The following is a 25,676-nucleotide window of genomic DNA, read 5'->3' on the forward strand; positions in this document are numbered from 1 at the left end:
GGGCGGCTCCTTCCCTTTGCAGATCAGGTGCCGCGGTCGTTCCCTCGATTGTATCACGTTCCGTCAAGGGGGCAAAATGCAAGGTGCATGGCCCCCGATTTGCCACCATGCGGATTGCACGGGGCACCCCCCGAAACGGTACGCCACCCGTCCCCCGAAACGGGGCGGGACCCGTCCCCCAAAACGGGGCACAAAGGTACTCCCATTTAAGGTACTCCCCTGAAGGTGTACGGCAGCTTCACAGGATCCCGGCATCGGCCAAGCCACGGCGGAGCAGGTCCTTGCCACCCGTCCCGATGATCTCGCCATGGCCGGGGATGATGCGGTCGAAGTCCCAGGCCAGCACTTCCTCGACCGAGGCCCGGAAGGCGGACGGGTCGGCCACGCACCACTTGAAGATGCGGCTCATGCCGGGGTAGCGGTGGAAGCCGGCGATGTGGCGGTGGAAGAAGCGGTTCCAGCCGCTCTCGTCGGGGCGAAAGTTGAACACCAGGTCGGCGACGATGAGCGTGCGCGAGGGGATGTGCAGGACGAGGTGCTCCTCCAGCCGCGGCGCACCGGCCAGGCGGATCACGCGCAGCTGGCCCTCCCACTCCGGCGGCGCGGGCAGCAGCGGGATGATCGGGAAGCCGACGATTTTCTCAAAGCCCGGCGGCCCGAGGAAGGGCAGGCCGGGGAATGCCGCGCGGCCCTCCTTCGCGTAGGTGTCGTGCAGCAGCATCACCTCCGCCAGCCAAGCCGGTTCGCCGAGCCCGCGGATGGTGCCGAGATCGGCGGAAGTGAAGGGGGCCATCGAGTGGACCAGCAGCTTGCCTGAGTCCAGGCGGATGACCGTGACGGTCCGCCCGTGATTGGTTCCAAGCACGGACAAGGGGTAGTGGAAGGTCCACAAGCCGGGGGCGACTTCATTCATACCGTCATCTTCGCAGCTGGCACGGGTGGGGCAAGGACGGTCTCCCGGCCTTCTTCGACGCCATCGATGTCGTATTGGAGGGTCATCGGAGTGTCGCAGTCGGTGGCGGCGTATTCACCCTGGCCACGGAGCTTGGCCAGCTTGTCGGTGCCGGAGCCGGGGATCACGCTGAAGCTGGACTTCGCCGTGCCGTCGCTGAAGGTCCCGGCGTGCTGCAGGACGAAGCTCCCGTGGTAACCGGCGATCCCGCCGCTGATGCGTTCCATGCCGAGGAAGCTGGCGCTACCATCCTCACAATAACTCATGAGATATTCCACTCGGCCCTCGCCCTCGATATCGCCGCGATAGCTCACGACGGCGCTAACGCGCGTCATCTTCGGCAGCCCCTTCTTCTCGTGAAGCGGCTTTTCGTCCCATGATTCGATGTTAAATGTGGCGTTGGCAAAGGTGCTCATGGGATTGCTGAGCAGGCGCAGGACCAAAGGAAGGAAGTCCGCGGATAGCGGGTTGCGGGGACGTCCGGGGGCGAGACGGGAGCAATCTGCATGGTCGAAAAGTGCAAAACGCCTAGCCGCTCGGAACTATGGATTTATTAACTTCTCCGGCGCGGACGGGAGTCATTACGGGACAATCACCCCCGGCTGCGCCGCTGCCAGCGCAAGCTAACAGCGGCCCGGGCTTCCGGCTACTTCGAGACGCGGAGGTTCAGGACCCGGTCGCGGGGGATCCAGTTTTCAAAGGTGCCGTCCTTGAGGACGCACCATTCCTCGGACATGTAGATGAGCTGACCGCGAAGGGTGGCGTCGGCTTGGAATCCGGAGTTGGTGGCCGGGACGCTGGCTTGAAGCGGTCGGTCGGCGCGGGGATCGAGGGTCAGGATGCACTCGCTGCCGTAGGGGTACTGGACTTTGGTGCCGGCGGCGGAGGTGGCCGGGCTTTGGGCGCGGAGTTCGACGTAGGAGACGCCGGCAAGGAGCGCGGCGATGAGGACAAGTGTGGTTTTCATGGGATGCAGTCGATGGTTGGGGGTTGCGCTGCCTATCACCATGCACGGGAATCCGCATGATTCAAGATTTCCGCCGCCGGGCCGTGGCATGCCGCCTGCGGGAATGGAGCTATGAAAACAAACCCCTATTCCCGGATCAAGGGCGCTGCCCCAGGCAAGATCGGCTGGATTCTCCTGTGGCTGGTAGGCGTGCCGGTGCCGCTGCTGATCATCTTCTTCCTGCTGCGCGGCTGCACTTGAGGTGCATTCCGCGCTAGCCCGACATCTATCCCGTGCAGAAACCGTGAATCTAACACCTATGTCCCTTCCCCAAACAGGTCCCATGAGAACCGCCTCCGGCGATCCGGGCCCGGGGGGAGATCGGGAGCCGGACCAGCGCTTCCGCGACATGGCAGACCACGCGCCTGTCATGATCTGGATGGCGGGCGTGAACGGGCATTGCAGCTACCTGAGCAAGTCCTGGTACCAATTCACCGGCCAGCAGCCCAGCGGCGACCAGATCGCGGACTGGGCGGCGGCGGTGCATCCGGAGGATCTGCAGGAGGTGGAAAAGGTGCTGCGTGAAGCCCATCGCACGCATTCCGGGATCCCGGTGGAGTATCGCGCCCGCCGCCACGACGGCGAGTACCGCTGGCTGATGGACGAAGCGGTACCACGGCAGGACGAGGAGGGCCGCTTCGTCGGCTACATCGGCTCGATGACCGACATCACGGATCGCAGGTCGTCGGAGAGCGCGGTACGGCAGAGCGAGGAACTCTTCCGCACGCTGGCGAACTCGATCCCGCAGCTGGCGTGGATGGCGCGGCCGGACGGGAAGATCTTTTGGTTCAACCAGCGCTGGTACGACTACACCGGCAGCGAGCGCGGGACGGCGGAGGCGGAGAATTGGGAGAGCTTCCACGGCGATGCGGGTCCGGCGGTGGATTCCTTCGCCAAGGCGATCCGCGGCGGGGTTCCTTTCCGGGAGGCTTTCACGCTGCGGCGCGGCGATGGCGACTATCGCTGGCACCTCTGCCAGATGCTGCCGGTGCGCGACGAGGAGGGCGAACTGCGGCTGTGGTTCGGCACGCACACGGACATCACCGAGGAGCGGGAGGCGCTGCATCGCAAGGATCTCTTCCTGGCGACCCTCGCCCACGAATTGCGGAATCCGCTCGCCCCGATCTTGACGGGACTGGAAGTCATCCGATCTTCGGCGTCCGAACCGGAGACCATTGTGCGGGTGGCGGCGATGATGGAGCGCCAGACCGGACAGATGGTGCATCTGATCGACGATTTGTTAGACATGTCCCGCATCAACACCGGCAAGATCGTGCTCAAGAAGGAACGCGTGAACCTGGACGAGGTGATCCGCAGTGCCGTGGAGGCGGCGCAGCCGGTGCTCGGGCAGTACGAGCACGATTTCCGGATTGTGGATGGCCAAGGGGCGGTCCCGGTGGAGGTGGATCCGCACCGGATGGCGCAGGTGGTTCTGAATTTGCTTTCGAACGCGGCGAAGTACACGCCGCCGGGCGGGCATGTGCGGCTGCTCTACGGGGTGGACGCGGAATCGCGGCCATGGATCGCAGTGGAGGACGATGGCGAGGGAATCGCGGTGGAGCGGCGGGAGGCGATCTTCGATCTTTTCGAGCAGGACGACCACGAGCGCCAGGACGGCCTGGGCATCGGGCTGACGCTGGTGAAGGCGCTGGTGGAATTGCACGGCGGGACGATCGAGGTGCAGAGCGAGGGAGCAGGCAAGGGCAGCCGTTTCACAGTGAAGCTGCCGGCCTCTTCCTTGTGCGAGGCGGCGCCGCCGGTGGAGGATGAGGTGGCCGGAAAAGCCGCGGAGGGCAGTTGCGGGCGTGTGCTGGTGGTGGATGACGGGAAGACGACGGCGGATATCCTGGCGATGTTCTTCGAGATGGAGGGACGCGAGGTGGAGGTGGCTTACGATGGCGAGGACGCGGTGGCCGCGGCGACGGTGAGGATGCCACAGTTGATTTTGATGGATCTGGGGATGCCGCGGATGGATGGCTTCGAGGCGGCGCGGCGGATCCGGCAGTTGCCCGGGGGGGCGGATGTCACGATGGTGGCGCTGAGCGGCTGGGGGCGGGAGAGCGATAAGGAGCAATCGAGCAAGGCGGGCTTTGATGAACACTTGGTGAAGCCGGTGAGCCCCACTGATCTGAGGGGTTTGATGGAGAGGTTGGGAGGGAAGTGATTGGGAGATTGGGAGATTATGTAATTGGGAGATGGCACACGCTTTGCAAAGGCGAGTGACCATGAAAATCGGGGAGCACACTTTGGCGGGGAAGAACGCGCTGGTCACGGGAGCGGGCTCGGGGATCGGGCGGGCTTCGGCGAAGCTGTTAGGTCACTCGGGGGCCAAGGTGGCGCTGCTGGGGCGGACGGAGGAGTCGTTGAAGGAGGTGCTCGAGGAGATGGGTGGCGAGGCCGCGGGGCACTTCATCGTGACCGCGGACGTAGGCGACGAGCAGGACATGGAAGCGGCGCTGCTGAATGTGGCGGAGCGCTGGGACCAGCTCGACATCCTGCTGGTGAATGCCGGGATCAACGGGGTGTGGGCGGGGCTCGACCAGCTGAAGGTGGCGGAATGGGACGAGACGCTGCGAGTGAACCTGCGCGGGACTTTTTTGACGACACGCTGCGCGCTGCCGCTGCTGAAGATGCATGGCGGCTCGGTGGTGATCGTGTCCTCGGTGAACGGGACGCGGATGTTCAGCAATACCGGTGCGACGGCCTATGCGTGCTCGAAGGCGGCGCAGGTGGCATTTGCAAAAATGACCGCGCTGGAACTGGCAAAGGACCGGATCCGCGTGAACGTGATCTGTCCGGGGGCGATCGAGACGGAGATCGAAGATTCGACCGAGCGGAGGGGTCTGGAGAATCTACGGCTTCCGGTGGAGTTTCCGGAAGGGGATGTGCCGCTGACGGGCGGACATCCGGGGACTGCGGGGCAGGTGGCGCAGTTGGTGTGGTTTTTGGCGTCGGATGCGTCGTCCCATATCACGGGGACGGAGATCTTCATCGAGGGGGCGCAGTCGTTGTTGCAGGGGTGAGGGGGGAGGCTTTGTCGCACTCGCTGGTGAGTTGACATCTTGTTGGTAGCTTCGTCCGCCTGAAGGCGGGACTACTTACCCTTGGACGCGGACTGTTAAGGACCGTTCTTCTGGGAAGAGACGGAAAGGCCCGCTCCTAATGGTGCGGGCCTTACTGAACCGTTCGTCCGGACAGAGGACTGTGCGGACTACCTCATTACTTCGCGCGGACCTTGCGGAGGGCGTCGAGGTGGCGTTCGAGGCGGGGCAGGAGGACCTCGCGGATCTCTTGCTTGATCTCGTCCATGACCTCCGGGTCGTCGAGGGCGACGAGGTAGTCGTCGATGCCCGAGAGTTCGCCGGCTTCCAAGGCCATGAGGGTGGTGGTGTGGCCGAAGACTTTCGCGAAGCCTTCGACGGCCTTGGCGAATTGGCCCCACACACCGGAGGATTCGTCGGGCTGCACGCCCATGTCATCGATATGAGCGCGGAGGCGGCCGACGCTGTCCTGATGATCGGCGCGGATCGAGCGGAGGAGCGAACGCTCGGGCTCGGTGCGGAATTTGGCCAATGCCTGGGTGTAGGTTTCGACAGCGGAAAGTTCGCCGCGAAGCAGGCTGTTGGAGACGTCGATGCATTGGTCGAATGTAGCGGTCATTGGATCGGGTGAGTTGATGGAATCTTATTCGCAATCCGCGGGCCGCTTGCCCCCTGCCCCGTGCCATCAACTGAGAAACAAGCGCTTAGGGCGGGTCTGGGGGAGAAGGGCCGGGGCTGCGGACGTTGCGAACTCGAACCTTGTGCACTTTTGTGCGGGTGAAATGCACGATTCGCGCGGGGGTTAAGCTCGTTCTGATAGAAGCGGATGAGTGAATAATGCGGGGCTCAAGCTAGGTGATTGCGCTTTAGTTATCGTCCGGCATCTGTGAAAATCAGGATGTGTTCACCACCCTGTCCCCATCCCGATTCCCTATCACACTGGTCGTTGTGCTCGCCGGCATGACGGCGGGCAAGCTGTGCGCCGCCACGATCACCGGAGGCCTGAGCGTGCCGATCGTCTATAGTTCTGTCGACATCAGCGCCGGTACGGACGATTGGGCCTACTACGGGCTGTCCGGTCCCTCTGCAATCACGTCGAAGGCGGGAGGACCCGGGTCCTTCAGTTCTTTGAGCGGTACCTTCGCGGCGGGCGGGGATAGCCGGATGTTTCTCAGCTTCAGCGGAGGAGACCCGGTTCCGAGCGTAGGCTCCGGAACTGCCTTCGTGTTTCCGAACCAGGTGCAAGGGGCGGCGCTCAGCTTCACGGCTACGGTGCTGGCCGAGTCGCAGACCATCCGGGTGTATCTCGTGGGCTACGATAGCCGGGCGGACATCAGTGCTGCCCTGGGAGAGGGCGGCAGCTTTTCGCTGGAAAACGCGGTGCTGCCCTATACGGACGATGGGGACGGCAGCGGCGGCAACCATACTTCCGGTTTGCTCACGCTGAATCTGTCCGGAGCGACGGTGGGCGATACGCTGACTTTCACCGTCGCGAACGACTACGTGGGGGTGAATGATTCTTCGTTTGGTTTCGTGGGGATACAGGCGGTAACGGTGACCGTGCCGGAGCCATCTTCGTTGGTGGTGGGGCTGGGTGGATTGGTGTTGCTGGGCTTGCGGCGCAGGCGCTGAAGTCGGAGCAGTCCAATGCCTGTAAGGATTCGATTGCCGCAGGGCGGCAATCCTTGGAGTGCTGCGACATCTCGCAGCTTTCGGGCGATGATCCCCCGCCCCGGTGGCATCCCCGGAGCCGACATGCCGGCTCCGCAAGGGCGTGTCCGGTACGGCCCTTCCCTGTGTTATTATCCTCCTTGGGGTGCTTTTCGACCTGGCGATCCTTTTCCGGCCAAGCAGCGCATTCCACCGCTGGCGCGCCAACCGGAAACGCCCGGGCACAGCCGACATGTCGGCTGCGGGAACGGCCGGAAGATTTGCCGTGGATCGATCCAAAGCGGCGACATGTCGCCGCACTCAAAAGAAGACCCGCGTGCACCGAATCGTTATAGGCACTGGACTGAAGTCCGCGCTCCGGGCCCTCTACTGCTGGTCGGGCTCGAGGACCATGTTAATGACATGGATGGTGCCATTGGCGCTTTCGAGATCGGGACGGAGGACCTCGGCGCGGCCGATCCAGATGACGCCAGCCTCACGGTTGAGGACGAGCCTGCTGCCTTGCAGCGTGGTGCGTTCTTCGAGGTCGATCTTCGCCGAGGGGAAATTCCCGGGCACGATGTGGTATGCGATCAGGTCGGTGAGGCGGTCCTTGTTCGAGGGCTTCATCAGCTCGTCGAGGGTGCCCTCCGGCAGCATGCGGAATGCGTCATCGGTGGGGGCGAGGACGGTGTAGGGACCGCTACGCTGGAGCGTGCCCTGCAGGCCCGCAGCCTTCACGAGTTTCATGAAGGTGCCGAGATCGGGTTCTGCCGCCAGGCTGGCGGGCAGGTTCCGCGAGCGGGCGCCCGGGGATTCGGCGGTGGAGATCAGTCCACCGGCAAGGGTCGCGATGGTCGCGAGAATGAATGTAGTTTTCATGGTATACTCCTTGTGGTGACGGCGGGAAGCGGGATGCCTCCCCCACCCTTTCCAGCATGCGGCGTGCGGATCGTGGAAGAATGGACCGAATGCGAAATCTCCCCTTGCGGGACCGTGAATCCGTGCGGATCTTTACTGCCGCGAATTCGGCGGAAGATCCGTCAGACTGTTAGATCGGTCATAACTTGACCGGAGGCCGCGACGCTCTACGGTCCACCATGGGATTTAGCGCGGCCGAGGGCTATGCAACACTGGAACTGTGGCCGGAAGTGTTCGAAGAACTCGAGGATCTTCCCGAGATACTTCGCTTTGCTCCGGCTGTGCTGCGTCTTGAACTGAGGGCCTGTGTGGCCTTGCAGGCGTGGCCGCGGGGCGAGGAGATCGCGGCGCACCTGGGGACAATGGGCATTCTGGATCGCATGATGGCGGCGGGATTCCACGCCACGGTGGCACGCGAATTTTTCCGGGACGGCCGTCATGCCGAGGCGAAGGCCGCGCTGCGCCAAGCGGTGGAGACATGGCCATCCTGCAAGGATGTGGTGATGAAGGATCCCAGCTTGGTCGCGGCAATCCTATGATCGCGGACACGTGAAATTACGGAGGAAAGATGAATGTTAATTTCCCTTGCGATATCCCAAATCGATGTGACTTTGCCCTAGGAGAAGTGGCGACTGAGTCTGGGGGGAGTTGGTCGCCCGCTATCCGGAAAGCCCTCGGGACGCAAGTCCCGGGGGTTTTCCCATTTCAGGGGAAGAAATCATCAATCACTAATCTTCCAATCATCAATCGGAGTGCGCTGCGCGGATTGAGGGGAAGATTTCGGGGGATTTGGTCGGGTGTTGTGGCGACTGAACCACGGATGAACACCGATGGACACGGATGAAAGGCAGTCCCAAGGCGGTGTGATTTTTCCTCCGGTCTTATCGGCGTCCATCGGTGGTTCGTTGCTTTCGCGAACGGGATGCGGCACCCGATTTCGTTGCAGGGTGCGGCGGGCGGAGATGCAGGGTGCATGCTTGAAGGCATGCAGACCGGGGGAACGGCTTGTTGTTCCTTGGATCGCGGGCTCGGCATGTGATGTGCGAGGAGAGGTCCACCATGATCAACAACCTTGAACAACTGGTACTTCGACCAGCTCCGCGATCTCTACAGCGCGGAGACGCAACTCATCGTGGCGCTGCCGGATATGGCGGCCAACGCGACGGATCAGGAACTCCGGGAGGCCTTCAACCATCACCTCGATGAAACCCGCACGCAGCGCGCGCGCTTGATGGAGATCTTCGAGACGCACGGGATCAACGGGGAGGGCGAAGACTGCGACGCGATGCGCGGTCTGGTGAAAGAGGCCAACAAGCACGTGACGAACACGGCTCCCGGTAGCGTGCGGGATGCGGTGCTGATCGCCTCCGCGAACCGGGTGGAGCACTATGAGATCGCCGCCTACGGGGTGGCCCGTGCTTTTGCGCAGTGTCTCGGCCATGACGAGGATGCGCGTCTCCTGACCAAATCGCTGGAGGAAGAAGCGAACGCGGATGACACGCTGACCAAGATCGCCTCCGGGGGCATTTTCTCGACCGGCGTGAACGAGGCTGCGGCGCATTGATGGATGGATTTCACCGGTGCCTGTGGTAGCATGACCGGATCCGCGCGAAATGCCGGATCCGGCTTTCGCCCATCCTCCCTGAATCATGAACTTCGAATTGGAGCTGGACGTGCTGGGCCGTTCGCTGGTGGCGATCCTGCTTTCGGGGATTCTGGGTTGGGAGCGCGAGGCAAAGGGAAAGGCGGCGGGGGTGCGGACGCACATGCTGGTGGGGCTGGCGGCGACCTTGTTCGTGACGATCGGGGAGCTGATGGTGCAGCGCTTCGATCACGACTTGCAGCAACTCCGCTATGACCCGGTGCGGGTGCTGGAGGCGATGGTGACGGGAGTGAGCTTCCTCGGGGCGGGGACGATCTTCATCTCGCGGGGGAAGGAAAAGGTGCAGGGTCTGACGACGGCGGCCTCGATCCTGGTGACATCGGCGGTGGGGATGATGGTGGGGCTGCGCTACTACATTCTCGCGTGCGGGGTGACCGCATTGATCTTCGTGGTGCTGCATGGATTGGCGTATGTGAAGGACCGGATCGAGCAACGCCGCGCCCAACGAGGACCGTGAATTTCAGCCACCAGCGCACCATTTCCGAGTCCCTGCGCGAGTATGGGCGGGGCATTGCAGGCGGGCTGATGTTCTCGCTGCCGCTGCTCTACACGATGGAGGTGTGGTGGGCCGGCTTCGCGCTGCATCCGGCGCGGGTGCTGCTCTACGTGGCCTGCACCTACGTGCTGCTGGTGCTCTACAATCGCTTCGCCGGGCTCAGGCGGGATGCGAGCTTGAGGGAAGTCTTCATCGATTCGGTGGAGGAGATGGGTCTGGGCCTGGTGATCGCGGCGGTGGTGCTGTGGGCGACCGGGCGACTGGGTGCGGGGATGTCCACCGCGGAGATCGCGGGCAAGGTGGTGATGGAGGGCATGACTGTGGCGATCGGGGTCTCGGTCGGCACGGCTCAGCTCGGCGGCGAGGATCTGGACGATGGCGGGATGGACGGCGATGACCGGTGGTCGAGCGGTTACCTGCCGCAGACGGCGATCGCGCTGTGCGGCGCGGTGCTCTTCGTGGCAAACGTGGCACCGACGGAGGAGATCGAGGTCATCGCGATGGAGAGTCCGCCTGCGATGCTGCTCCTGCTGGCCGCCGGCTCGGTGCTGCTAGGCGCGCTGGTGCTGCACTTCGCCGGGGTCCATGGGGCGGACCGGCATGTGCATAGGGACACCTGGGTGCTGGGGCTGCGCGGGATCGCGACGACTTATGCGGTGGCGCTGGTGGCGGCGGCGGCGTGCTTGCATTTCTTCGGGCAACTGGACGGGAAGACGGGGCCGATCATCCTCGCGCAGTGTGTGGTGGCGGGGGTGCCGGCGGTGCTGGGGGCATCGGCGGGGCGCTTGCTTTTACAAATCCGGGCACCGGGATCATGAATCATGAATGAGGAATCCAAGGAGAAGCCGCCGGGTGGCAAGAACGCGCTGGAGTGGGCGGTCTTCGGCGCGAGCCTGCTGATCGTGCTCGGCGTGGCGGGGGTGCTGGCGATGGAGGCCTTCCGCTGGCAGAACACGCCGGCGCACTTGAAGGTGGAGCTGGGCACGCCGGAGAGGAAGGATGCGGACTGGTGCGTGCCGGTGAAGGTGAGCAACGAGGGCGAGGGCCTAGCATCGAACGTGGAGATCGAGGTCAGCGATGGCGAGGAGAAGGCGGGGCTGACGCTGGACTTCGTACCGAGGGGAACGGTGATGGAGGCGAAGGTGTGCTTCCCGGGGAGTGTGGATCCGGCGGGTTTGAAGGGGCGGGTGCTGGGGTATGAGGAGCCGTAGGGTGGCCGGATGCTTGACCGATCGGGCGGACTAAAGTCCGCGCTCCCGGGCCTACCGGTCGAACTTGAAGGGGAGGGCCCAGGGATGCTGCTTGCCGAGAAGGGAGCTGCGGATGATCTCGGCGGCGATGACGCTGTAGATGATGCCATTCCCGCCGAAGCCGAGGGCGAAGTAGCAGAGCGGGTGCTTGCGATAGCTGCCGATGTAGGCGAGGCCGTCCGCGGTCTCGCCGAAGGTGCCGGCCCAGGCGAAGGCGCTTTCCATGCGGGCTGCGGGGAACATCTCGTGGAAGCGCTTTTCGAGAATGCGGCCCTTGCGGTTCACGAGGCGGTCGCGGGCGGCGGGATTGCGGAAGGGCAGGTCCTCGCCGCCGATGATGGCGCGGCCATCGCCATCCCCGCGGAGGTAGAAGTAGGGCCGGGCGGTTTCCCAGAGCAGGCAGCGCCTCCACCAGCCGGGGGCTTCTGCGAGCGGTTCGGAGGCGATGGCGAAGGAGCTGCGGAGATCGACAAGGCCCGCGGTATCGAAGAGGCATTCGCTCTCGTAGCCCATGGCGGCGACCACGCGTTTGGCGCGGACCTTGAGCTTGCGGTCCGTTTGCAAGATCACGCCGGCGGCATCGACCTCCACGGCGGTGACCCGGGTGCGGTCGAAGACCTCGCCGCCGCGGCGCCGGACTTCGGCGAGCATGCCGTGGGCGAGGCGGTAGGCATCGACCTCCGCGGCCTGCGGCGAATGGAGGGCGAGCGGACGCTGGAAGCTGAAGTGCGAGGCCACGTCGCCGGCGGACCATTCGTGGACTTCGATGCCGGCTTGGCGGCGGGCCTCGGCTTCGGCTTGCAGAATCGGGACGTCCCGGGCACGGGAGGCGAGGTAGACGCTATCCTTGCGGGTGAAATTGCAGTCTTCCAAGCCGAGGCGGGCGACGCGTTCCTCTAACAAATCGATGGCATCGTAGCAGGCGCGGTAGGCGGTGCGGGCCTTGTCCGGGCCGTGCTGTGCGATGAGATCGATGAGGTGGACATCGATCTCGTACTGGAGCAGGGCGGTGCTGGCGCTGGTGCTGCCGGTGGCGACATCGCGGCCATCAAGGACGATCACGTGGTGGCCATCGGCACTCAGGGCTTCGGCGATGAGGGAGCCGGTGATGCCGGCCCCGAGGATCGCGACATCGCAAGCGCGCTCCGCTTCGAGGGGCGGGTAGTTGGCGATGATGCCACTTTTGACGCGCCAATAGGCGTGATCCGAGCTGAGGTCCATGCAGGGGGAGGAAGATGCCATGCGCTCCTTTTGTTAGAAGCGCTGGCGCCTGGTCCGGACGCGCGGCGGCGGGGGCGGGACGGCTTCGACGGGGCCCTCCGGATCGACGACGACGTCCAGACAGCGACCGACCGCGGTGGTATGTTCCTCGATATGGCAATGGATGCCCTTGCGGCGGAGTTCGGTGATCTCGGCGGCAGCCTGTTCGTGGGCCGCCAACTTCTCTTGCGCGGGAATGATCGTGTCTTTCTTCATAGAGGGGCTGGTCGATGAAACCCTTGTAATTTCGTCCGGGGCGCGGGTTTCGCAAGGGGTTTGGAACTGCATGCAATTCGCGCGGAAATGCATCGCGCACGGTGTGCAATCCGCACTTCCCAGAAGCAGGCGATCCCTTGCCTGCCTAGGAAAGCCGTCGGGGCATGCGGCTTGCTGGATCCAGTGCTGAAACTTATGAGCGCTACCACCGGCAAGAGCCGTCGTCCTTCCCCCTCCTCCCGCGAGCCGCTTGCTTCCAGCCGCCCCGGAATGGGTGCGATCTCGCATGAGGCTGGCACCGACTTCCGTGTTTGGGCACCGAACGCCAAATCGGTGCATGTCACGGGGAGCTTCAACAACTGGGCGGATCCGGGAATTCCGCTGGTGAAAGAGGGCGAGGGGCTGTGGAGCGTGGCGGTGGATGGCTTGAAGGACGGCGAGCAGTACAAGTTCCGGCTCAAGTCCGGGAAGAAGGTGCTGCTGAAGGTCGATCCGCGGGCCCGGATGATCGATCCGGAGAGCGGCAACGGGGTAATCTACCGCGACAGCTTCGACTGGCAGGACCACGAGTGGACGCCACCGTATCTGCACGAGGCGGTGATCTACGAACTGCACGTCGGCACCTTCTCTCCCGGGAAGAAGCGCGGCGCGGGCACCTTCGAGACCGTGATACGGCGCCTGCCGTACTTGAAGGAACTCGGCATCAATGCGATCGAGCTGATGCCGCCGACCGAGTTCCCCGGCGAGACTTCGTGGGGCTACAATCCCTGTCACCCCTTCGCGGTGGAGGCGAGCTACGGCGGGCCGGACGGGCTCAAGACGCTGATCCGGGAGGCGCACAAGCAGGGGATCGCGGTGCTGCTGGACGTGGTTTACAACCACTTCGGCCCCGGCGATCTCGACCTGTGGCAATTTGACGGATGGTCGGAGAACGAGATGGGCGGGATCTATTTCTACAACGACGAGCGGGCCGAGACGCCGTGGGGCCACACCCGCCCGGACTACGGCCGCCACGAGGTGCGCCAGTATCTGCGCGACAACGCGCTGATGTGGATCGAGGAATTCCGGGCCGACGGGCTGCGGATGGACGCGGTGAGCTACATCCGCCGAACCAAGGGCAACGAGCACCACGAGTCGGTGGATCTGGCCGAAGGCTGGCAGGTGCTGCAGTGGATCAACAAGGATCTCAAGCAGCACTCGCCGCGGATCATCTCGATCGCCGAGGATCTGGGCAACAATGCCGCGCTCACGGCTTGGGTGGAGGACGGCGGAGCGGGCTTCGATAGCCAGTGGGATGCGAGTTTCGTGCATCCGGTGCGGGCGGTGCTGGAATGCCCCGAGGACGACGTGCGGGATATCGGGGCGATGGTTGCCGCGATCGTCCCGCCGGACGGCAGCGATGCCTTCCGGCGCGTGATTTATTCGGAATCGCACGATGAAGTGGCGAACGGGAAGCAGCGGATGGTGTCCGAGATCGATCCGGAGAATCCTTCGAGCGTGTGGGCGCGGCGGCGTGCCGTGCAAGCGGCCGGGGTGGTGCTGACTTCACCGGGGGTGCCGATGCTGTTTCAGGGGCAGGAGTTTCTGGAAGACGGCTGGTTCGACGACCAGAACCCCTTGGATTGGGACAAGGCGCGGCGCTTCCGCGGGATCCGGCTGGCGTATCGCGACCTCATTGGCCTGCGTCGGAATCTCGGTGGCTTCAGCCGCGGGCTGACCGGCCAGAATGTGGATGTCTTCCACCGCGATGCGGAGAACAAGGTGCTGGCCTGGCACCGCTGGCACGAGGGCGGGCCGCGCGACAGCACGGTGGTGATTCTCAACCTATCGAACCGGGAACATGATTTCTACGAGTTGACCCTGCCTGCCGAGGGGGAGTGGGTGGTGCGCTTCAATGCGGACTGGACCGGATACAGCTCGGACTTCGGCGACGCGGACCTGAGCTGCGTGGAAGGCCGCAGCGGGGAGATCGGGCATCCGAGTGTGGTGGGGGGCTTGAAGTTGCCCCCGTATGGTTTGGTGGTGATGAGTCAGGATTGAGCGAGTTGTAAGAGACCATTCTTAAGGCTTTCAAAGGCCGAGTTTCCTGGTTGGAAGCCTTTGCATCCTGCACCGGCTGCGGTTCGATTTTGCAATCGGCATCGTTCGGGATTTCCCGTTGAGGAGGTCGGGAGGAGAGTATAACTCCCTGCGTAGAATCACGGGGATCAAGGGCTTAGAGGAAAAATCCAAGTTGGGTAGATCACTTGGGATTTCTGGCACGTTGCCCGCTAATGAATGACGCGCGCTCGCGAACTCCTTTCCGGAAAGGTTCACGGCAGCTTGTACTGCCGTCATCCCTGGCGGACGCGCCCCATTTCCTCGTATCATTTCCCAGCCATGGCTTCCAATCTCGCGTCCCTGTCATCCCCCGGAACATCGGAATCCGGGATGCGCGAGAAGCCCCGCAAGCTCCGCCGGCCGAGGATCCTGATCGTGACGCCGGAGTTGAACGGCAGCAATCACATGGGGCGGAATGGCACCCCCGGGCCGCGGGCGAAGGCGGGGGGGCTGGCCGATATCAGCACGCTGCTGGTGGACGAGTTGTCCGACCGCGGGATCGACGTGCGGGTGGCGATGCCGCATTTCCGCAATCTCTTTCCCGATGCTTCGCTCTCGCGGCGGCTCTATCTCTGCCGCGATCGCGAGTTCCTCTACCGCCGCTCGGTGTATGACGGCAGCCAGGACGCGAACCGGCGCGCGGCGCTGGCCTTCCAACGGGACGTGATCCAGAACGTCCTGCCGGTGGTGAAGCCGGACATCGTGCACTGCCACGACTGGATGACCGGGCTGGTTCCCGCGGCGGCGAAGGCGATGGGCATCAAGAGCCTCTTCACGGTGCACAATCTCCACGATGAGATCACCACGATGGCGGAGGCGGAGGATCGCGGGATCGATACGGCGCGCTTCTGGCAGAACCTGCACTTCGGCCACTATCCGCATTCGTATGAGGAGAGCCGCAATTCGAATCCGGTGAGCATGATGGCTTCCGCGATGAATGCTTCCGACCACGTGAACACGGTCAGCCCGAGCTTCTTGCAGGAGATGATGGACGGCCGTCACATCGCCGGCTGGGGCTTGTGCGATGTGCTGCGTGGCAAGCATCAGTACGGTGCCGCGTCCGGGATTCTGAATGCGCCCGATCCTTCCTGCGCGCCGGAGCATGACATGCGGATCGCGGAGCGCTACGGTGCAAGCGATCACCGCAGCGGGAAGCGGAAGAACAAGCTACAGCTTCAGAAGGCGCTGGGCCTGGAGGTGGATGCGAAGGCACCGATGCTATTCTGGCCCTCGCGCTTGGATCCCACGCAGAAGGGCTGCGGTCTGCTGGCGCATATCCTGTATCAAGTGGTCAGCGACTACTCGGCGCTCGGATTGCAGGTGGTGTTCGTGGCAGACGGCCCGTTCAAGCCGCACTTCGATCACATCGTGAATTTCCATGGCCTGCAGGGCCGGGTGGCGGTCCGCGGTTTCGAGGAGAATCTCTCGCGGCAGGCGTACGCGGCCTCGGACTTCGTGATGGTGCCCTCGGCCTACGAGCCGTGCGGATTGGCACAGATGGTCGCGCTGAAGTATGGCAGCCTGCCGATCGTGCATCGCACTGGCGGCCTGCAGGATACCGTGCAGCATCTGAATGCCGCGCAACACGAAGGCAACGGCTTCGTGTTCGAGACCCACGATTGCGGCGGCCTGCGCTGGGCGATCGATGAGGCGATGCGCTTCCACATCCGGCCCGAGCTTGAGCGCGAGCAGGAGATCGCGCGGATCATGCGGCAGAGCGCCGAGGCGTTTTCGCCGGAGACGACGGCGGAGGCTTACCTGAATATCTATGAAGGGCTCTCGGGGAGGACGATTGAAGAGGCGCGGTCGGAGACGTATCGGCCGGTGAGGGCGGTGGCGAGGGCTTCGGAAGCGGCTTGATGCCACGGACCGAATAGGTGTGCCCGGCGGTTCCAGTGGAGCCGTCCGCCGGGGGACTTGATTCCCCGTCTGGCATGCCCTAGATGAGATGGTGATTCCCAAGCTCAATATCGTTTCGGCGCTTGCGGCGCTGGTGTTCTTTTTCCTGCCTTGGGTATCCATCGAGTGCAACGGCAAGCGCCTGGCCACGCAGACCGGGGTGCAGATGATCGTGGGTGCCACTACCCCCAACCCCGCCTTTCAATCCCGGATGCCAACGCCGCGGAAGGAGGAAAAGCAGTCATTGGGCGCCTCTTATCTTGCGGCGGCGGCATTGATCGCGGTGGCGTCGGCGCTTTTGGTGGCCTTCGCCGGCTTGATCAAAGGGAGCAGCGATGACGAGTTCGGTGCCGGGATCCTTTGCACCATGGCGCTGGCGTTCCTGCTGTTACAACTCGCGCTGGGATTTCCCGCCAAGAGAGAGATGCAAAGGGCCTTGGATGAACGAGGGCAGGTCAGTCAACAGAAGAACGCCTTGGAGCCGCTGGAAAAGAGTATTGCGGAGCAACTGGCCGGCGGGCTCGAGATCCGGCCGACCCAGTGGTTCTATCTGGAACTGGCGGCCTTGGGGATACCGGTTCTGATTCTTGGCAACGCGCTGCTCGACCGCATCAAGGCCAAGGAGACCTGAGCAGGCGATCCGGTTCTTGCTCCGCCCGGAGATTTGGCGGACGCTCGGTCTTGATGAGTGAGAAGGAGAAGAAACCCGCAAGCCAGTGGTCGGCCAACAAGGGCATTGCCCGCGCGGTGCTGGAGGACCGCGCGCTGCGCCGGCGGGTGATGAGCCGCTGCCTGCTGGTCTTGCTCGCGATCTTCGCCATCGGGCTGTGGGGGATCGATGCCTGGCTGCGAGCGAACATCTGGCGCTTCTTCCTGTGGTGGGCGGGGTGCGGGGCTTGGGCGGTGTTCGTGGTGATGCTGGCGGTCTACGATGCGCTGGCGGTGATCCGGGAGGAACGCGACAAGACACCGAGGTAGGCTTGCCCCGAGGTGGCTTGGGGCTTAGACGGAGGCCATGATTTCATTGGCGGAGGCACGCTCGGTGATCGGGGCGGCGGTGGAGAAGCTGGTGGCCGTGGCGGTCCCGCTGGCGGAGGCGCGCGGGCGGGTGCTGGCGGCGGAGGTGCGGGCGGATGCGTGGTATCCCTCCGGGGACCGGGGGACGATGGATGGCTACGTGGTGAGGGAGGATGCCGTGCCAGGGGAGTTTGCGGTGACCGGTGAGATTCAGGCGGGCGCGATGCCGGAGCAGGCGCTCGCGGCGGGCGAGGCGATGCGGATTTTCACCGGCGCGCTGGTGCCGGAAGGCGGCGGGCGGGTGATCCCGCAAGAGCTGGCGGTGCGCGAGGGCGGGCGGGTAACGATCGCGGAGTTTCCCGTAAATCTTTTCATCCGGCGGAAGGGGGCGGAGGCGGAACCGGGCGCGGTGATCGTGGCGGCGGGCACCCGGCTGGGGGCGACGGAACTGGCGATGCTGGCACAGGTCGGCGCGGTGGAGCCGGCGGTCACGCGCCTGCCGGTGATCCGGCATGTGGCGACGGGGGAAGAATTGGTGGGGCCGGAGGAGCGGCCGGGCGCGGGCATGATCCGCGACACGAATTCGACCCTGCTGGGTGCCTTGGTAGCGGATCACGGCGGGGCGGTGATGCATTCCGGGCGCTGCGGGGATGACCCGGCGGCGCTCGCGAAACTTTGCGCGGAGCCCTGCGACCTGTTGCTGATCTCGGGCGGTGCGAGCGTAGGCGACTACGATTTCGGCGCGCGGGTGCTGCGCGAACTGGGTTTCACGATCCACTTCGACAAGGTGAACCTGCGGCCGGGCAAGCCGTTGACCTTCGCGACGAAGGGGCGGCAAGCGGCCTTCGTGATCCCGGGGAATCCGGTGTCGCACTTCGTGTGTTTCCATGTCGCGATCCGGCTGGCGCTGGAATTGATGGCGGGCGGCGGGGTGGCCTGGGATTGGCTGGACCTGCCGCTGGCGGGCGAGGAAGCCGTGAAACCCGATCCGCGGGAGACCCTATGGCCGGCGCGGGTGGAGGTGGAGGGTGGCAAGCTGGTGGCCAAGCCGCAGCGCTGGTCGACTTCCGGGGATACCTTTTCGCTGATGCGGACGAACGCGCTGGTGCTTGTCAACGGGGGATCGCCCGTGAAGGGTGTGGCGAAGACGTTGCTGCTGGCGGCGCTCTAGCAATCACCAAGTCATGGTTCCTCCCGAGTTCTCACATCTGGATGCTGCCGGCACGGCGCGCATGGTCGATATCGGCGCGAAGCCGGTGCAGCGGCGGCGCGCGGTGGCGGAGGGCTTCGTGAGCTGTGCGCCGGCGACGGTGCAGGCGCTGCGCGACAAGGCGCTGCCGAAGGGCGACGTGCTGACGGTGGCGAGGATCGCGGCGATCCAAGCGGCGAAGCGGACGGACGAACTGATCCCGCTCTGCCACGGGCTGCCGTTGGACAGCGTGGATGTGGATTTCGAAGTGCAGGACATGGGCGTGGCGATCCGCGCGACGGCCAGCACCTCGGCAAAGACGGGCATCGAGATGGAGGCGCTGACGGCGGTCTCGGTGGCGGCACTGACGGTCTACGACATGTGCAAGGCGGTGGACAAGGGCATGGTCATCGGCGGCATCCGGGTCACGGAGAAGATCAAGGAATGAAGGTGGCACGGCTGACCCTGAGCGACCGCGCGAGCGCGGGCATCTACGAGGATCGTAGTGGACCGGAGATCGAACGGGTCTTCGGCGAGGCGCAGGCCGGAGCGGTCGAGTGGCTGCGGATCGTAATGCCGGACGAGCGCGCGGAGATCGAGGCGCTCTTGAAGCGGCTGGCTGATGAGGACGGCTGCGACCTGGTGTTGACCACCGGCGGGACCGGACCCTCCGCACGGGACGTGACGCCGGAGGCGACGCGGGCGGTGCTGGAACGGGAGCTGCCGGGCTTCGGCGAGATCATGCGGGTGCAAAGCTTTCCCAAGGTTCCGACGGCGATCTTGTCGCGATCCACGGCGGGGACGCGGGGCCGGACCCTGATCGTAAACCTGCCGGGGAATCCGAAGGCGATCGGGGAATGCCTGCCCTTGCTTATCCCGGCGATCATGGAGTGCCTGCGGCATCTGCATGGCGAGGGGTGAAAGGCCGCCCGCACGCGCGGCAGCCACTTCCAGGCGGTTTGAGAGCCCCCGGACCGATGAAGGTCCGGGGACTCTTCCCGCCAATACAGCGCGGGAAACCGCCGGTTCTTATCTCGCGGCTCCCCGGGAGGATTCCGCGAGACTCGCTCATGACATTAGGTATATGTCGCGAGGCACCGGATGGTTGCCAAGATATTGGCAGGTGTTATTACGTAAGGTCTTGCTGAGTTCGGGGATGGGGGTTTTTACGATGTCCGCGCACCATGAAGCCAAGGCAGAGCGCCTTGAACATGGTTCGGGGATGGGGGTTTTTACGATGTCCGCGCACCCGCCCTCACGGTGCCAGTTCCGCCGCTAGGCGATAAAACCGCCGGCCCGATCCGGAAAGCGGGATCGTTTCCGCAAACACCACCGGATCGCGCGACGCACCGGAGTTGGTTTCGCTGGCATTCGTGCCCGCTTGGCTGCTCCAGTTGCCGTCGGCCGCCTTCGTCGACAGGGTGGTCCAGGAACCCAGCCCGTTTCCAGCTTGGAGGCGGAGTACGATGTCCGACGGGGGCTGCGCCGCCACCTTCGACTCCAGCGTGATGGTCAGGTTGGCACCGGCACTCACCGCGCTCACCAGCTTGAGTGCCTCGTCCGCGCGGTCCGCCGACTTCGGCCCGAGCCCGAGCGCCGCTTCCAGCAGGTTCTCGATGCCATCCCGGTCCGGATCGGCTTCGGGCCCGCTGATGGCGGAAATCCCCAGCTCCGCCGTGGTGAAGGACGCGAGGCGCCAGCTATCGAGCGTGGGCGTATCCGAAGGCCAGCCGGTATAGGTCACGCGATCCACCCAGCCGCGGTCTTCACCCGCGACGGATGTGTTGTTCTTCGAGTAGCGCCAGGCCACGGTGTGATTGCCCGTGGGGATCGCCAGCGTGACGAGCGCCCAATCGGTCATGGTCGTCCCGGAGATCGCGGCCACCTGGGGTGTCACGATATTGTCGAGGAGCAGGGTAAGGTAGTGGGCATTGATCCTCGAGGAGACGCGCCAGCGGAAAGTCAGGGTTCCGGGGCCGGTCAGCGTGGTGGCCAGCGTCGCCGAGTTATTTAGAGCGATCGGCGGGGAAGACGCCGCATCCTGGCCGTCCTGGCTGTATTCGAACTGGCCGAACCATGCACCGTTGCCGCTGGTCGTCCACGCCTGGGTGTCCGGGGTATCAAGGGCCTTGCCGAGGGGCAGCTCGAAAATCGCCTTCGCGTTGATCTCGTTCTGGATCTGGAAGGTGAGGTTCGGATTCGTATTCCCGTCGATCGGCGTTCCGGGGCAGCTCCAGCGGCGGAAAGTCGTTCCCGGCGATGGCGTGGCTGTCAGGGTTACGGTGGCATTCCGGGAATAGAGTGCCTGCTGCGGCGAGACATTGAAAGTGCCGCCCGGTGCCGCTACCACCACGCCGTAGAGGGCCGAGGTGACATCCGTGGGGATCGTACCGTTCTGGTATTCCAACAGGTTCTTGCTGCCGTCGGCATCCGGATCGCCGGCTCCGGTCTGCGCGGTGAGGCTATTATTGAAGTAAAGACGCTCCCAAGCGTCCGGCAGGCCGTCGATGTCCTCATCCTCGGTGGCGGCGGTCACGCCTTTCATGGTCACCGTGCTGTCGATGGAAGCGGTGGTGGTATTGGTGAGCAGGAGGTAGTAGTCCTGCTTGGCCACGAAGGGCCAGGCGGTGCCAAGCGCGCGGTTCACCGGGAAGAAGGCGGGATAGTCCACGCCGCTCTGCAAGTGGGCGGCGATATTGGGAACGGTGCCGGGCGGGGCCCCCTGCTCCAGCTTCACGAAGACGCCGGGGGCGGTCTGGCTGCAGTCAAACTTTACCCGGGTGGCTTCAGCAGGCACGTGGAAGCGGACGAGACGCTTCTGCCCGGCGGGGATGGTGAAGGTGGTACTACCGGTATCGTAGGTCATTTCTGCATCCACCGGTACCTGCGCGGCGGAGGCGGTGGAGGAAACCTCGAAGGCCCCGCCGGTGGCCCCGTAGAAACCGAGGTAGTAGGTTTCCCCCGGCCGCAGCGGCGGCACGGCAAGCGTAGCGGTCCCGGGCGGCGGGGTCTTGACATAGGCACTTGCAGGCACCTTGTTCTTCAAATCGCTTCCCCAATCGACGAAGGTCTGCGTGGTGGTGTTGAAGAAGGGCGGCAGGTCGTCCCGGATGTAAAGTTGCGCGGTGCCGTTCAGGCGGGTGAAGGCAGGATACCAATTTTCGGGGATCCCGGTGCGCGGGATGGTCACGCGGTAGTAGCGCCAGTCCTTCTCCGCCAGATTCTGCCCGGAGAGCGGGACCGGCGAGTTGATGTCGAGGTTGGTCACCACTCCGGAGTGCGCCTTCAAGCGGTAGCGGCTGGAAGTGCGGGTCGTGCCGACCGGGTCCGACTTCACCCCGATGTAATAGCGGCCCGGCTTCAGCCGGTCCGGCTGCAGCAAAGTATCGCTGGGCTCGGAGAAGTTCCCGGCCTCGGAGTCCTGGCTGACCATTTTGAATTGATAGAGCGGGTTGCCGCTGGTGCCGGCGTTCTTATGATCCGTGGTCGGGATTCCGTCCTGACGGATATAGACGTTTGGATTGCCGTTCGAGGCCTCCATCACCACCCGCATCAGGCCCAGGTTCTCCTCCGGCACGTCGAGCGCGTAGAATTCCCAGTGGTCCTGCGGGAGCTGGCGCCCGGCACCGATCCCGTCCGGCTCGCCCGGATTCGAGTCGCCCGCATGGGCATTGAAGGCCGCGGGAAGCTCCCAAGCCGGCGCCGTGAGGGTCACCGGCTCGCTACGGATCACGTAATCGGTGGTGCCCACGCCTTCCACCTCGATGAACCAATTCGCGCCGAAGGTGAGCAGCGGCGGCACGATCAACGCGGTGCGGCCCACCATCGTGACCGGCGGCGTCTTGCCAAACTCGGTCTCCGAGCGATAGATCCGCACGATCGGCGAGCCCTGGTCGAGGGTCACCATCCAGCCGAGGATCTCGTCCGCGCCCGTGCCCTGCGGCGGCATGGCCACCCGGTAGAAATACTTCTCCTTATCCGCGAGGCTGCGGGCATCGGTGTGCGAGAAGCCGTTCGCCTCGTTGAACTCCTGGGAGAAATTGAGCGGCGCGGGCTTGAGAATATCGATCGCCAGCGTCGCCGAGGCCGGGGCGTAAGCGGAAGGCAAGGTGCCGCCGGCACGCACCGCCACGGTATAGATTCCCGCGGCGGGGTTGCCGAGATTGACGATCGCCTTGTCCTTCTTGAGTGCGATGGCATCGGTCTGCCCGCCGAAGACGCCGTAGGATTCCGCGAGGCCGGGAACGGGGACCCGGGTGCCGGGAAGAACCACGATCGACGCCTCACCCGAGCGGTCGTTCAGGCGGAACTGCAGGTTGTTAACGCCGGCCGGAACTTCCACCGTGTAGAACTTCACCTCCGCGGGCGCGAGGCTCACGGCTTGGGAGATGCCGGCTTCGCTCACCGTGCCCAGCGGGAGGACAGGGATGGGGCCGAGATTGGTGATGGTCCCGGTGGCGATCCCCGTGCCGATGGTCTGGTTTGTGAACGAGGAATTTTTCCCCTCGCTGGCGGCGACAAGGTAGTAGTCGCCGGGCGTAATGTATTCATCGCCGGCCTTGGGCAGCAGGGTGAAGCGCTCGTCTCCGGCCTTCTGCACGTGCACGCCGCCCTTCAGGTCGGGATAGGTGGAATTTACCGTGTCGGGGATGAAGTCCTTGCGCACGCGCAAGGTGAAGTCGCCGAGGGTATTGGCGAGTTGCACGCTCCAGGCTTTGGTCAGCGGCGGGATGGTGATCTTGAAGGCGGCAGGCATGCGCGGCTCGGCCACCGAGATCGGCGCGGAGCTGCCCGCCACGGCGAGATCGGTGATCGGCACGGAATAACCTTCCCCGAACGTGAAGGTCCGGATGGTGAAGCTACGCGGCGAGACCAGCGTGGTTCCCCGGTTGTCGATGCCGATGTAGTAGACACCCGGCTCGAGCGGCCGGCCGCGGGCGGCCACGAAGAATTGCTGGGAGCGGTCGCGGTCGGTCCCGGTGAAGGCGGTATCCAGCTCCAGCTTGGTATAGTCTTCCGTCTGCTTCCACTGGGCCAGATTCGGCCAGGCGGGATCATCCGAACCGACCGCCGGTCCGGGCACGGCCGTGACCGGCTCGCCGCGGCGCATGATGATGCAGGGCTTTCCGGAATGATAGCCGGTCAGGGTCACGCCCCAGCCCTTGAGATTCGGATCATTGGGGATCACCACGCGGAAGGGCAGGATGTCCGTGGTCGCGCCGGCGTTGTTCACAGTCAAGGTCCCGCCGTCGCATTCCACCGTGGGAACCCCGGTGCCCGGATCGAAAAGGCCGACGGCGATGCTACCGGTCGAGGGGGTATTGCCTGTCGAGCGGACGATCACTTCATAGGTTCCAGGTTCGGCATTGTAGACGATCTGCCCTCCCACCACGTCCGTTGTTTCGTAGTCGTGGTCGATGCCTCCTTGAAATCCCGAGCCTGTCCCGACCGCGCCCGGCGGCTCCGGCAGACCGTCCCCGCGGCGGAGCGAAAAGTTGGATTTACCGATATTCCGGTCGATCGAGACATAATATCCGATCTGGCCGGCGGATTCGGGGACGACGAAGCGGTAGGCCGCGAGTTCCGTGGGTGCCAGGCTGAAAGGAAGGGACGTCTCGCCGCCCACGGCGAGCGGTTCGATCGCCTCCACCGGCAGCTCGCCGCGGGTGACGAGCGTAAGATCGCAGGGCTCGCTGCCGGTCTTGGAGCCCGGGTTCAGGCCGAGCGAGGTCACAGCAATGTAGTAATCGCCGCCTTCCAAGCCCTCGTCCTCGGTCTCCGGCAGGAGTGTGAAATAATCGGCGCGATTGAGCACGCCGGCAATAGCGCCGTTCTGGTCGCCGGGCGTGCGGTTGATATCGAAGGTGGGGATACGGTCCTTGTGGATGGCCAGAATCCCGTCATGGGGCGAGGGGCCGGCAGGAGCCGGATAGCCGGCGGCAAGCATCATCCGCCAGCTCGGGCTACCGGCGGGGATGGCGACCTTGAAGAAACGGATATCCCGCTCGCCCAGGGCGGGGATGAGTTGCGGCGCGCCGGTATTGTCCGCCGTGACGGTCCCGAGCGGATTGTCCATCTCCGGGCCGGTGCCGATGCAATCGACGTCGATCGTATAGCTCATCGGCGGCGCATCCGGATTATTGACGGTGTTCACGTTCTCGCCCTTGGTGACGCCGATCGTGTAGGTGCCCGGGCCCATCGGGGCATTGTAGGGCGCCAGGAAGCCGCGCCCCCCGGTATTGCCGCCGGCGGAGTCCTGGATGATGCCGGTGAAATCCAGATCCTGATACCATTGGGCGTCGTCAGGCCAGGTGGCACTTCCGGCGCCGAAAAAGTTGGTGGAGGAGAAGTCCCGCGGCAGGGTGCCCCCCTTGCGGACCACCATCCGCGGCTGCCCGGAACTCACATTCCGCAGGGCAAGGTGGATGCCGGCGATCGAGGGATTCTCCGGAACGACAAGGGTGAAGTACTGCCATGCCTCCGCGAACTGCCCCACGATGGCGTGGGAACGCTTCACGCCCAGCGCGGTGATTTCGGGGAGTTCCTGGATCCCGCGGACATGCAGTGTCCCGGCGCCGTTGAGATAGGTGTTGTTCGCTGTCGGGTTGGCGCGGACGACCAGCGTGTAAACTCCCGCTTCGGGTTCGTGCACCGTCATGAGCACGGGGTGGTTCGAGGAGTTCTGGCCACCGGTCCAGCCGTAGCCATTCGCTCCCGAGGTCGTGGCCGGAAAGGGCTTCGGCACGGCCGTTCCCTTCAACAGCGAGATGCCGGGATTGCCGGTGCGACCGGTGATATAAGCTTCGAGCAGACGCGAACCCGCGGGCACCGTCACGCGATAGATCGCCAGTTCACCTGCCGCCAAGTTGAAAGGCGTATCCGTCGGAGTGGTCGAAAGCACTCCCAAGTCGATAACCGGGACCGGCGTGGAGGCTGCAAGGACGGCGGTGGAAGGATTGGGGCCGAGCTTGTTCGAGACGGGTTCCGTGCCCTCGCTGATCACGGCGGCATAGTAG

The 25,676-nt window shown here is 64.4% G+C and carries 24 protein-coding genes; 16 read left to right on the forward strand and 8 right to left on the reverse strand.

Features of this window, described 5'->3' with window-relative positions:
• Positions 1-238: 238 nt before the first annotated feature.
• From ABWK72_RS10145 to ABWK72_RS10155, 3 genes are all read right to left on the reverse strand, one after another.
• On the reverse strand, positions 239-913 hold the full coding sequence (locus ABWK72_RS10145; RefSeq protein WP_367874674.1) for a hypothetical protein: 675 nt from the start codon (positions 911-913) through the stop codon (positions 239-241).
• Complete coding sequence (locus ABWK72_RS10150; protein WP_367874675.1) at positions 910-1,368, reverse strand: DUF3224 domain-containing protein; 459 nt, start codon at positions 1,366-1,368, stop codon at positions 910-912. The genes ABWK72_RS10145 and ABWK72_RS10150 overlap by 4 nt, the downstream gene beginning before the upstream one ends.
• Positions 1,369-1,598: 230 nt before the next feature.
• Positions 1,599-1,919, reverse strand: coding sequence for a hypothetical protein (locus ABWK72_RS10155; protein ID WP_367874676.1), 321 nt, complete (start codon positions 1,917-1,919; stop codon positions 1,599-1,601).
• A gap of 111 nt (positions 1,920-2,030) precedes the next feature.
• On the opposite strand from ABWK72_RS10155, the gene ABWK72_RS10160 reads away from it, so the two are divergent.
• From ABWK72_RS10160 to ABWK72_RS10170, 3 genes are all read left to right on the forward strand, one after another.
• Positions 2,031-2,159, forward strand: a complete 129-nt coding sequence (locus ABWK72_RS10160; RefSeq protein ID WP_367874677.1) for a hypothetical protein — start codon at positions 2,031-2,033, stop codon at positions 2,157-2,159.
• 82 nt (positions 2,160-2,241) lie between these two features.
• On the forward strand, positions 2,242-4,122 hold the full coding sequence (locus ABWK72_RS10165) for a PAS domain S-box protein (RefSeq protein WP_367874678.1): 1,881 nt from the start codon (positions 2,242-2,244) through the stop codon (positions 4,120-4,122).
• Between the two features lie 61 nt (positions 4,123-4,183).
• Positions 4,184-4,981, forward strand: coding sequence for an SDR family oxidoreductase (locus ABWK72_RS10170; RefSeq protein ID WP_367874679.1), 798 nt, complete (start codon positions 4,184-4,186; stop codon positions 4,979-4,981).
• Positions 4,982-5,177: 196 nt separating this feature from the next.
• Here the strand turns inward: ABWK72_RS10170 and ABWK72_RS10175 are convergent, their stop codons facing one another.
• Positions 5,178-5,618 (reverse strand): DUF2383 domain-containing protein, encoded by a 441-nt coding sequence (locus tag ABWK72_RS10175; protein WP_367874680.1) that lies wholly within the window; start codon positions 5,616-5,618, stop codon positions 5,178-5,180.
• 281 nt (positions 5,619-5,899) lie between these two features.
• On the opposite strand from ABWK72_RS10175, the gene ABWK72_RS10180 reads away from it, so the two are divergent.
• Complete coding sequence (locus tag ABWK72_RS10180; RefSeq protein ID WP_367874681.1) at positions 5,900-6,631, forward strand: PEP-CTERM sorting domain-containing protein; 732 nt, start codon at positions 5,900-5,902, stop codon at positions 6,629-6,631.
• 405 nt (positions 6,632-7,036) lie between these two features.
• Here the strand turns inward: ABWK72_RS10180 and ABWK72_RS10185 are convergent, their stop codons facing one another.
• Positions 7,037-7,531 carry a fasciclin domain-containing protein gene (locus tag ABWK72_RS10185; protein ID WP_367874682.1) on the reverse strand — a complete coding sequence of 165 codons (495 nt, stop codon included), beginning with the start codon at positions 7,529-7,531 and terminating at the stop codon, positions 7,037-7,039.
• A gap of 185 nt (positions 7,532-7,716) precedes the next feature.
• Between ABWK72_RS10185 and ABWK72_RS10190 the strand changes: the two genes are divergently transcribed.
• From ABWK72_RS10190 to ABWK72_RS10210, 5 genes are all read left to right on the forward strand, one after another.
• Positions 7,717-8,109 carry a hypothetical protein gene (locus tag ABWK72_RS10190; protein ID WP_367874683.1) on the forward strand — a complete coding sequence of 131 codons (393 nt, stop codon included), beginning with the start codon at positions 7,717-7,719 and terminating at the stop codon, positions 8,107-8,109.
• Between the two features lie 533 nt (positions 8,110-8,642).
• Positions 8,643-9,134, forward strand: coding sequence for a ferritin-like domain-containing protein (locus ABWK72_RS10195; protein WP_367874684.1), 492 nt, complete (start codon positions 8,643-8,645; stop codon positions 9,132-9,134).
• Positions 9,135-9,219: 85 nt separating this feature from the next.
• Entirely contained in the window at positions 9,220-9,690 is a 471-nt protein-coding gene (locus ABWK72_RS10200; protein ID WP_367874685.1) for an MgtC/SapB family protein, read from the forward strand.
• Positions 9,687-10,547, forward strand: coding sequence for a TIGR02587 family membrane protein (locus ABWK72_RS10205; RefSeq protein ID WP_367874686.1), 861 nt, complete (start codon positions 9,687-9,689; stop codon positions 10,545-10,547). Before ABWK72_RS10200 ends, ABWK72_RS10205 begins: the two co-directional genes overlap by 4 nt.
• Positions 10,548-10,550: 3 nt before the next feature.
• Positions 10,551-10,940: a hypothetical protein gene (locus ABWK72_RS10210; protein ID WP_367874687.1), complete on the forward strand. Its 390-nt coding sequence runs from the start codon at positions 10,551-10,553 to the stop codon at positions 10,938-10,940.
• Between the two features lie 51 nt (positions 10,941-10,991).
• Here the strand turns inward: ABWK72_RS10210 and ABWK72_RS10215 are convergent, their stop codons facing one another.
• Both ABWK72_RS10215 and ABWK72_RS10220 read right to left on the reverse strand, forming a co-directional pair.
• Positions 10,992-12,200: an NAD(P)/FAD-dependent oxidoreductase gene (locus tag ABWK72_RS10215; protein ID WP_367874688.1), complete on the reverse strand. Its 1,209-nt coding sequence runs from the start codon at positions 12,198-12,200 to the stop codon at positions 10,992-10,994.
• A gap of 33 nt (positions 12,201-12,233) precedes the next feature.
• Positions 12,234-12,455, reverse strand: a complete 222-nt coding sequence (locus ABWK72_RS10220; RefSeq protein WP_367874689.1) for a hypothetical protein — start codon at positions 12,453-12,455, stop codon at positions 12,234-12,236.
• Between the two features lie 195 nt (positions 12,456-12,650).
• On the opposite strand from ABWK72_RS10220, the gene ABWK72_RS10225 reads away from it, so the two are divergent.
• The 7 genes from ABWK72_RS10225 to mog all read left to right on the forward strand — a co-directional run bounded on the left by ABWK72_RS10225 (position 12,651) and on the right by mog (position 19,581).
• A complete protein-coding gene (locus ABWK72_RS10225) occupies positions 12,651-14,495 on the forward strand; it encodes an alpha-amylase family glycosyl hydrolase (protein WP_367874690.1) in 1,845 nt (614 codons plus the stop codon).
• Positions 14,496-14,885: 390 nt separating this feature from the next.
• Positions 14,886-16,415: a glycogen synthase gene (locus ABWK72_RS10230; RefSeq protein WP_367874691.1), complete on the forward strand. Its 1,530-nt coding sequence runs from the start codon at positions 14,886-14,888 to the stop codon at positions 16,413-16,415.
• A gap of 88 nt (positions 16,416-16,503) precedes the next feature.
• The gene (locus tag ABWK72_RS10235; RefSeq protein ID WP_367874692.1) at positions 16,504-17,085 is read left to right on the forward strand and encodes a hypothetical protein; all 582 of its coding nucleotides are present in this window, start codon (positions 16,504-16,506) and stop codon (positions 17,083-17,085) included.
• A 53-nt stretch (positions 17,086-17,138) separates the two neighbouring features.
• Complete coding sequence (locus ABWK72_RS10240) at positions 17,139-17,432, forward strand: hypothetical protein (RefSeq protein ID WP_367874693.1); 294 nt, start codon at positions 17,139-17,141, stop codon at positions 17,430-17,432.
• A gap of 37 nt (positions 17,433-17,469) precedes the next feature.
• A complete protein-coding gene (locus ABWK72_RS10245; RefSeq protein WP_367874694.1) occupies positions 17,470-18,642 on the forward strand; it encodes a molybdopterin molybdotransferase MoeA in 1,173 nt (390 codons plus the stop codon).
• A 13-nt stretch (positions 18,643-18,655) separates the two neighbouring features.
• Complete coding sequence (moaC, locus tag ABWK72_RS10250; RefSeq protein ID WP_367874695.1) at positions 18,656-19,108, forward strand: cyclic pyranopterin monophosphate synthase MoaC; 453 nt, start codon at positions 18,656-18,658, stop codon at positions 19,106-19,108.
• Positions 19,105-19,581 (forward strand): molybdopterin adenylyltransferase, encoded by a 477-nt coding sequence (mog, locus tag ABWK72_RS10255; RefSeq protein ID WP_367874696.1) that lies wholly within the window; start codon positions 19,105-19,107, stop codon positions 19,579-19,581. The genes moaC and mog overlap by 4 nt, the downstream gene beginning before the upstream one ends.
• A gap of 334 nt (positions 19,582-19,915) precedes the next feature.
• Here the strand turns inward: mog and ABWK72_RS10260 are convergent, their stop codons facing one another.
• Entirely contained in the window at positions 19,916-25,663 is a 5,748-nt protein-coding gene (locus tag ABWK72_RS10260; RefSeq protein ID WP_367874697.1) for a hypothetical protein, read from the reverse strand.
• Positions 25,664-25,676 lie beyond the last annotated feature (13 nt).

The organism is Luteolibacter sp. Populi (genome assembly GCF_040801775.1).
Taxonomy (GTDB): Bacteria; Verrucomicrobiota; Verrucomicrobiia; order Verrucomicrobiales; family Akkermansiaceae; genus Haloferula.

Excerpts from the sequence above, each read along its gene's own strand:
- ABWK72_RS10145 (WP_367874674.1), bottom strand. The coding sequence starts at position 913 with ATGAATGAAGTCGCCCCCGGCTTGTGGACCTTCCACTACCCCTTGTCC.
- ABWK72_RS10150 (WP_367874675.1), bottom strand. The coding sequence starts at position 1,368 with ATGAGCACCTTTGCCAACGCCACATTTAACATCGAATCATGGGACGAA.
- ABWK72_RS10155 (WP_367874676.1), bottom strand. The coding sequence starts at position 1,919 with ATGAAAACCACACTTGTCCTCATCGCCGCGCTCCTTGCCGGCGTCTCC.
- ABWK72_RS10160 (WP_367874677.1), top strand. The coding sequence starts at position 2,031 with ATGAAAACAAACCCCTATTCCCGGATCAAGGGCGCTGCCCCAGGCAAG.
- ABWK72_RS10165 (WP_367874678.1), top strand. The coding sequence starts at position 2,242 with ATGAGAACCGCCTCCGGCGATCCGGGCCCGGGGGGAGATCGGGAGCCG.
- ABWK72_RS10170 (WP_367874679.1), top strand. The coding sequence starts at position 4,184 with ATGAAAATCGGGGAGCACACTTTGGCGGGGAAGAACGCGCTGGTCACG.
- ABWK72_RS10175 (WP_367874680.1), bottom strand. The coding sequence starts at position 5,618 with ATGACCGCTACATTCGACCAATGCATCGACGTCTCCAACAGCCTGCTT.
- ABWK72_RS10185 (WP_367874682.1), bottom strand. The coding sequence starts at position 7,531 with ATGAAAACTACATTCATTCTCGCGACCATCGCGACCCTTGCCGGTGGA.
- ABWK72_RS10200 (WP_367874685.1), top strand. The coding sequence starts at position 9,220 with ATGAACTTCGAATTGGAGCTGGACGTGCTGGGCCGTTCGCTGGTGGCG.
- ABWK72_RS10210 (WP_367874687.1), top strand. The coding sequence starts at position 10,551 with ATGAATGAGGAATCCAAGGAGAAGCCGCCGGGTGGCAAGAACGCGCTG.
- ABWK72_RS10215 (WP_367874688.1), bottom strand. The coding sequence starts at position 12,200 with ATGGACCTCAGCTCGGATCACGCCTATTGGCGCGTCAAAAGTGGCATC.
- ABWK72_RS10220 (WP_367874689.1), bottom strand. The coding sequence starts at position 12,455 with ATGAAGAAAGACACGATCATTCCCGCGCAAGAGAAGTTGGCGGCCCAC.
- ABWK72_RS10225 (WP_367874690.1), top strand. The coding sequence starts at position 12,651 with ATGAGCGCTACCACCGGCAAGAGCCGTCGTCCTTCCCCCTCCTCCCGC.
- ABWK72_RS10230 (WP_367874691.1), top strand. The coding sequence starts at position 14,886 with ATGCGCGAGAAGCCCCGCAAGCTCCGCCGGCCGAGGATCCTGATCGTG.
- ABWK72_RS10235 (WP_367874692.1), top strand. The coding sequence starts at position 16,504 with ATGGTGATTCCCAAGCTCAATATCGTTTCGGCGCTTGCGGCGCTGGTG.
- ABWK72_RS10240 (WP_367874693.1), top strand. The coding sequence starts at position 17,139 with ATGAGTGAGAAGGAGAAGAAACCCGCAAGCCAGTGGTCGGCCAACAAG.
- ABWK72_RS10245 (WP_367874694.1), top strand. The coding sequence starts at position 17,470 with ATGATTTCATTGGCGGAGGCACGCTCGGTGATCGGGGCGGCGGTGGAG.
- moaC (WP_367874695.1), top strand. The coding sequence starts at position 18,656 with ATGGTTCCTCCCGAGTTCTCACATCTGGATGCTGCCGGCACGGCGCGC.
- mog (WP_367874696.1), top strand. The coding sequence starts at position 19,105 with ATGAAGGTGGCACGGCTGACCCTGAGCGACCGCGCGAGCGCGGGCATC.